A 6,693-nucleotide genomic window follows, 5' to 3' on the forward strand; every position below is an offset into this window, starting at 1 on the left:
CCGCGCTACCCGCCGTCCTCGTTCGAGTCCCGGCTCAGGTCGCCCTGGCCGCCGCCGTCCGCCTCGCTCTGGTAGTTGAGGTAGAAGCGGTTGACGCGGGTCCGGAGCTGGGTGCGGGCGCGGTCGGGCGTCGGCAGCGGGATCACGTGGTGCGGGTACGGGGCGACGAGCTCGCCGGGCCGCCGCGTCCGCAGCAGGGCCCCCTCGTCGGCGGACGGCCGCTCGTGCCGTTCGGTGAAGCCGCCGTCCGGGGTCAGCGAGACGAGGCCGCTCTCCACGCCCTCCTCGCGCTTTCGCAGGTCGCGGCGTTGCAGGCTGAGGCAGACCCGCCGGGTCACCGTGAACGCCAGCAGCGGGGCGACGAAGAAGCCGACGCGGAAGAACCAGGTCGTCCAGAAGAGGCGGATGTGGAACACCTCGGAGATGACGTCGTTGCCGCCCGCCGCCCACAGGTTCCCGTACCAGGCGATGACGGCGACGCCGATCGCCGTCCGGGTCGCGGCGTTGCGCGGACGGTCCAGCAGGTGGTGCAGGCGCTCGTCTCCGGTCGCCCAGCGCTCCACGAACGGGTACAGCGCGATGAGCGTCAGGAACACGCCCGGCAGGACGACGGCGGGCAGCAGCACGTTCCACGACACGGTGTGCCCGAACACGGTGGTCGACGCGGCGGGCATGATGCGCAGCGACCCTTCGAGGAACCCGACGTACCAGTCGGGCTGCGAGCCGACCGACACCTGGTCCGGCTCGTAGGGCCCGTACAGCCAGATGGGGTTGATCTGCGCGACCGTGGCCAGCAGCGCGAGCACACCGAACGTGTAGAGGAAGTAGGCGGCGCTCTGCGCGGCGAAGCTCGGGAACGTCGGCTCGCCGGTGACCGACCGCTCGCGGCGGCCCCGCGCGGGCCAGATCGTGTGCGTCTGGTGCCAGAGGATCATCAGGTGCGCGGTGATGAGCACCAGCAGCAGCGCCGGGACGAGCAGGACGTGCACCGTGAACAGCCGCGGGATGAAGGTCTCGCTCCCCGGGAACTCGCCGCCGAAGACCCACAGGCTCGCGTACGTCCCGATCAGCGGGATGGACAGCACGATGCCCTGCATGATCCGCAGCCCGGTGCCGGACAGCAGGTCGTCGGGCAGCGAGTACCCGGCGAACCCCTCGGCCAGCGCCAGCCCGAACAGCGTGACGCCGATCAGCCAGTTGATCTCGCGGGGCTTGCGGAACGCGCCGGTGAAGAATATCCGCATCAGGTGGATCGAGATCGCCGCGACGAAGAGGTTCGCCGCCCAGTGGTGGATCTGCCGCATCAGCAGCCCGCCCCGCACGTCGAACGACAGGTGCACGGTGGACGCGTACGCCTCGCTCATCTTGATCCCCCGGAGCGGCGCGTACGAGCCGTCATAGACGACGGTCATCCCGCCCGGCCGGAAGAACATCGTCAGGTACACACCGGTGATCAGCAGGACGATGAACGAGTACAGCGCGATCTCGCCGAGCAGGAACGACCAGTGCTTCGGGAACGCCTTCCGCAGGTTCCGGCGCAGGAACTCGGTGGAGCCGAGGCGGTCGTTGACGCCCCAGGCGACGTCCTCCAGCTTCTCGGCCCTCGCCGCGCCCCTTCGTCCCGCCATCGCGTCTCCCCTGGCCGAGCACTGATCAACGCTGGGCGGGTACCCGGGGCCGGTGGGGGCAAACGCGCGGCGCGCGGGGGTCGGGCGCCGTCCGCGCGGGGCGTTTCCCGGTTCAGGCGACGCGCGGGGGAGTGGGCGAGGAGTTGAGGTGACGGCGCAGGTCGCGGACGTCGTCGCGGAGCAGGTCCGCCGTCCGCGGGTCGTGCTCCAGGCCGCCGAGCCCGTCCTCGATCAGGTCCAGTTCGGTGGCGCGGAGGCGGGCGAGGAGGCGGCGCGGCTCGCCGGGCGGGACGTCCCAGCGCTCCTTCCGCCGCCACTTGCGGTGCGCGAGCACGTGCCCCTCGCCGGGGACGAACACGCCCCGCACCGTCTCGGCGTAGGCCGTCCGCCGGAAGTGCGCCAGGTAGCGCCGCCGCGCCAGCCGATAGGCGACGACGGCGGCGAGCAGGATCGGCAGGCCCTTCAGCACCAGCATCCCGACGCCCGCGAGGACGGGCGCGTCCCACCACGCGTGCAGCGCCATCGCCAGCAGGAACGCTCCGGCGGCGAGCACGGCGGTCGTCCGGGTCGCGCGGCCGAGCAGGCAGCCGAGCCCCGCCCCGCCGACCGCCGTCATCGCCCAGTGGCTCCACCAGGCGCCGCCGATCACGCGGCCGCCGAACGAGAAGAACGCGGCGTGCAGGTCCTGCGTCGCGCCGGTCAGCACGATCGTGTTCAGGACGTAGAGGAAGTTCTCCGCGATCTGGAAGCCGAACCCGGTGAGCGCGCCGTAGCCCCAGCCGTCCAGCGGACCGCGGACCGCCGTCGGCGCCATCAGCGCCAGCGTCACCACGCCGAGCAGCTTGAGGGTCTCCTCGTTCACGGGGGCCGCGATCGCCGCGCCCCATTGCGCGTTGAAGCCCGGCCCCGCCGTCTTCGACAGGACCGCCTGGAACGCCGCGTTCGCGGGCAGCGCCAGCCCGAACGCGCCGAACGCCCCCCACGCCACAGCGACGAGCGAGTACCCGATCGGACGCGTCCGCACGGGATGCAGCCGCCGCAGCGCCCACACCCCGACCACCAGCGTCGGCGCGAGCAGCGCGCCGCCCGCGATCGCGCCCGCCGGGAACGCGCGGACGGCGGTGTCCAGCCCGGTGACCGCGATCCACCCGCCGATCAGGCAGACCGCCGCCCACAGCCAGAACGCCGAGCGCCGCGTCAGCGGCACGCCGCCGCGCGCCGGACGCCCGGTCGGGGACTCCTCGTCCACGGACTCGCGGGTCACGGCTAGGGCGCCGCGACGGTGACGGTCCGCGCCATGGCCTCGACCTCGGCGGCCGCCGCGCGGAACGCGGGCGGCGGACCGGCCGCCGTGACCGTCGCGCCCAGCGTTTCGGTGGCGAAGACGGCCGCGACCCCGGCGCGGTCGCGGCCGACGATGCGCCCGGTCAGCCCGGTCATGCCGTGCGCCGTGACGACGGGCGCGGGCCCGGTCGCGAGCCGCGCGCGGCCCCCGGCGGCGACGATGCGGCCGAGACCGTCCCAGAGCTTGCGCGCGTTCAGCGAGGACAGCGGGACGACCACGCTGAGGTTGAACACGACGTCGTCGCTGAGCAGCTTGACGTTGCTGGTCAGGGATGTGTCCGCCGCACTGAGCACCCATCCGGCCCGCAGCACGGTCACCGTCACCGGGCGGACGCCGTCGCGCTCGGTGCCGATGGACACGACCGTGCCGGGCGCGAGGCGCTGGCCGCCGCTGCCGAGCGCGCGGTCCAGCAGGGGCAGCGCGGAGCAGAGGACCAGCAGCGCGAGCGCCACCATCCCCGTGCCCCACCATCTCACCTGCGTCACGCGGCCCCCCGATGACGTGCGCTGCGGAAATTCCCCTGGTCGACGGGGCTAAACAGGCATCTCGGTCAGCGGCCGGGCCGGTCGCGCCAGTGCGCGGGGCGGCCGAGCGCCGCCGGGATCCGCGTGGCGGCGTCGCCCCGGGCGGCGTCGAGCTGGGGCCGGGTCAGGAAGATCGCTCCGGTGAGGTCGGCGCCGCGCAGGTCGGCGTCCCGCAGGTCCGCCCCGATCAGGTCGGCGCGCCGCAGGTCCGCGCCGCGCAGGTCGGCGGCGATCAGGTAGGCGCCGCGCAGGTCGGCCCCGCGCAGGTCGGCGCCCTTCAGGCGCGCGCCGATGAGATCGGCGCCGCGCCTGTCCTTCCCGCGCCGGGAGATGCCCGCGCGGGCCAGTTCGCTGACGCGCAGGAGGAGGGCGTTGACCTCGCCCCGCACCTCCCGGACGTCCAGCGCGGCGAGTTCCGCCGGTGCGCCCTCGGTGAGGCGGACGACGCCGTCCAGCGCCTCGCGCAGGTCGCCGCGGACGGGTTCGGCGGCGGGCAGCGCGACGGCCTCGTCCAGGTAGCGGAGTAGTTCGTGGAGCTGCCGCATCACCGGGAACACCGCGGACATCTCGCGGGCGACGCCCGGATCGCCCCGCCAGTCGCGTCCGCCGAACGTGTCCCGCGACACCTTCTGCCCGGCGCCGAAGCAGTCGAAGACCGTGCAGCCCGCGAACCCGCGCTCGCGCAGCTCGGCGTGGACGCCGCAGCGGAAGTCGGCGAGCAGGTTCCGGCACGGCTCGCCCGCCTTCTTGTCTACGGCGAAGTCGGCCGACCGGGCGAAGGGCAGCGCGACGCAGCACAGCCCGAAGCAGTTCGCGCAGTCGGCCTTGAGGTCGAGCGTCGGAGACAACCGGGAACCCCTTGTCGGTGGGCGACCCTCCATTGTCGCCGCGCCTTCGGGATGCCGCGAACCGGACGCGCGCGCCGTCAGGCCGCGTCGTGGAAGACCAGGCCGAGCGTCCGCCTGCGGCCCGACCGGACGACGCTCACCCCGTGCCGCATCGGCCCCGCCGACCAGCCGCGCTTCGTCCGGACGGGACGCTCCCGCGTCGTGAACACCAGGCCGTGCCCGCGCGGGAGCAGGGTCGCCGTCCCCCGGGACTGCGCGCGGGCCCGCTGCTCGACCATCAGGAACTCGCCGCCGGTGTAGTCGACGCCGGGCTCGTCCAGGCCGATCACGACCTGCATCGGGAACACCAGGTCGCCGTAGAGGTCGCGGTGCAGCGCGTTCCAGTCCTCCGGCCCGTAGCGCAGCAGGATCGGGGTCGGCTTCGTCTGCCCGGCCGCGTGGCATTCGCCGAGCCACTCGGCGAGCGTGTCCGGCCAGGGCGCGGGACGTCCGAGCCGCGCCGCCCATTCCCGCGCGATCGGCAGCAGGCGCGGATACAGCGCCGCGCGCAGCTCGCCGACCGGCTCCGGGAACGGCTCGGCGAAGTACCGGTACTGGCCGGAGCCGAACCGGTACCGCTCCATGTCGACGGTCGAGCGGAACCGTCCCACCTCGTCGTAGAGGCCGGCGATGTCGGCGCATTCCTCCTTGGTGAGGAGCGGGGGCGTCAGGGCGCCGCCGTAGGCGTCCATCTCCGTGGCGAGCGCCGCCCAGTCGGCCTCCGCGACTCTGTCCGCGTAAATGCTCATGTCCCGAGAACACCGGTGGCGCGGGGAGCGTTGCACCGCTCGGATATCGTTTGGGCGATCATGACAGCGCCGCTCACCGAATCCGCCGTCGCCGCCAGGCTGCGCGCCGCCGGATGCGTCTTCGCCGAGGACGAGGCCCGCCTGATCCTGGAGACGGCCGGGGCCGCCGGCGACGTGCCCGGGATGGTGGAGCGGCGCGCCGCCGGGCTGCCGCTCGAACACGTCCTCGGCTGGGCCGGGTTCTGCGGGCTCCGCGTCGCCGTCGATCCCGGCGTGTTCGTGCCGAGGCGGCGCACCGAGTTCCTCGTCCGGCGGGCCGCCGCGCTGGACCTGCCGCGCCGGCCCGTCGTCGTCGACCTGTGCTGCGGCTCGGGCGCCCTGGGCGCGGCGCTCGCGTCCGTCCTGGACGGCTGCGAACTGCACGCCGCCGACGTCGAACCGGCGGCGGTGCGCTGCGCCCGCCGCAACCTCGCGCCGCTCGGCGGGCACGTCCACGAGGGCGACCTGTTCGAGCCGCTCCCGGACGCGCTGCGCGGGCGGGTCGACGTGCTGCTCGCGAACGTCCCCTACGTCCCGGCCGGGGAGATCGCGCTGCTGCCGGTCGAGGCGCGGGTGCACGAGCCGCGCGTCGCGCTCGACGGCGGCGCGGACGGGCTCGCCGTGCTGCGCCGCGTCACCGCCGGGGCGTCCGGATGGCTCGCGCCGGGCGGGCGCCTGCTCTTCGAGACGAGCGAGCGCCAGGTCCCGGACGCGGTCGCGGCGGTCGAGCGCGGCGGCCTGCGCGCCGAGGTCGCGGTATCCGACGAATTCCACGCCACGGTCGTCATCGGCGCAAAATCCGTGTAAATCCCTGGGGCGGGGTATGGGCGAGTCAGGACGACTCGAAGGAGTGAATCCCATGCGCCGCATCAGTGCAGCGCTCAGCGCCATCGCCGGAACCGTCGCGGGCGTTCTCAGCGCCGTGGCGGGCGCGGTCATCGCCGTCGTCACGCTGCCGTTCCGCGTCCTGCAACGCCTGCTGATCCCCGGTCGCGGACGTTCCGCGCGGGCCCGCCGCAGGACGATCTGACGTCGCCGACGCCGCATCGGGGCCGCCCTGGGAACGGCCCCGGTGCGGCCCCGCGGCGTAATTCGATTGCGCCCTTCCTCGCCTGTCGCGCACCATATGGGTAACGCAAAGCGAATGGCACGAATTGGCGTCGCCGCTATTGCGTTGCGCCGCACAGGTCGAAGTGGTGAGACTCCTGGCCTCCAACCAGGCGGACCGGGTTCGACTCCCGGGTGCGGCTCTGGACTGGACCGGCGGGAGTAACGACCCCCGGCCGGTCCGCCGTGCCCGAGCGGGCGGACGCCACCGCCCGCCGGCGGGCACCCGGTGCTGGATCATCCAACGGCAGGATGCGTGGCTCTGGACCACGTCATGCAGGTTCGAGTCCTGCTCCAGCAGCATGTCCGCAGGCCGCGCCGCCCGGCGCGGCCTTGACGCGGCTTGCCGCCGTCGTTTATTTTGGCGTTCAAATATTGGTCGTCAAACTAAAATGGGGCACGATGAGCGACTAT

The 6,693-nt window shown here is 73.6% G+C and carries 7 protein-coding genes and 2 tRNA genes; 4 read left to right on the forward strand and 5 right to left on the reverse strand.

The annotated features are described in order from the left end of the window. Positions 1 to 5: 5 nt before the first annotated feature. From qcrB to ACH01S_RS04315, 5 genes are all read right to left on the reverse strand, one after another. Positions 6 to 1,628: a cytochrome bc1 complex cytochrome b subunit gene (gene qcrB / locus ACH01S_RS04295; RefSeq protein ID WP_067885566.1), complete on the reverse strand. Its 1,623-nt coding sequence runs from the start codon at positions 1,626 to 1,628 to the stop codon at positions 6 to 8. 112 nt (positions 1,629 to 1,740) lie between these two features. Next, positions 1,741 to 2,892 (reverse strand): PrsW family intramembrane metalloprotease, encoded by a 1,152-nt coding sequence (locus ACH01S_RS04300; protein WP_067885568.1) that lies wholly within the window; start codon positions 2,890 to 2,892, stop codon positions 1,741 to 1,743. Between the two features lie 2 nt (positions 2,893 to 2,894). Continuing rightward, positions 2,895 to 3,458: a hypothetical protein gene (locus ACH01S_RS44285; RefSeq protein ID WP_169809200.1), complete on the reverse strand. Its 564-nt coding sequence runs from the start codon at positions 3,456 to 3,458 to the stop codon at positions 2,895 to 2,897. 65 nt (positions 3,459 to 3,523) lie between these two features. Next, complete coding sequence (locus ACH01S_RS04310) at positions 3,524 to 4,378, reverse strand: pentapeptide repeat-containing protein (protein WP_067885573.1); 855 nt, start codon at positions 4,376 to 4,378, stop codon at positions 3,524 to 3,526. A gap of 44 nt (positions 4,379 to 4,422) precedes the next feature. After that, the gene (locus ACH01S_RS04315) at positions 4,423 to 5,133 is read right to left on the reverse strand and encodes a 2OG-Fe(II) oxygenase (protein ID WP_067885575.1); all 711 of its coding nucleotides are present in this window, start codon (positions 5,131 to 5,133) and stop codon (positions 4,423 to 4,425) included. A 60-nt stretch (positions 5,134 to 5,193) separates the two neighbouring features. Between ACH01S_RS04315 and ACH01S_RS04320 the strand changes: the two genes are divergently transcribed. The 4 genes from ACH01S_RS04320 (at position 5,194) to ACH01S_RS04325 (ending at position 6,580) form a co-directional block, all read left to right on the forward strand. Then, positions 5,194 to 5,979, forward strand: coding sequence for a putative protein N(5)-glutamine methyltransferase (locus tag ACH01S_RS04320; RefSeq protein WP_067885577.1), 786 nt, complete (start codon positions 5,194 to 5,196; stop codon positions 5,977 to 5,979). A 52-nt stretch (positions 5,980 to 6,031) separates the two neighbouring features. Beyond that, positions 6,032 to 6,202, forward strand: coding sequence for an LPFR motif small protein (locus ACH01S_RS43195; protein ID WP_157406267.1), 171 nt, complete (start codon positions 6,032 to 6,034; stop codon positions 6,200 to 6,202). Positions 6,203 to 6,350: 148 nt separating this feature from the next. Continuing rightward, a tRNA-Gly gene (locus ACH01S_RS43200) sits at positions 6,351 to 6,422 on the forward strand. An 87-nt stretch (positions 6,423 to 6,509) separates the two neighbouring features. After that, positions 6,510 to 6,580, forward strand: a tRNA-Gln gene (locus tag ACH01S_RS04325). Positions 6,581 to 6,693: the final 113 nt, after the last annotated feature.

The organism is Actinomadura chibensis NBRC 106107 (assembly GCF_001552135.1).
GTDB classification, from domain to species: Bacteria; Actinomycetota; Actinomycetes; order Streptosporangiales; family Streptosporangiaceae; genus Spirillospora; species Spirillospora chibensis.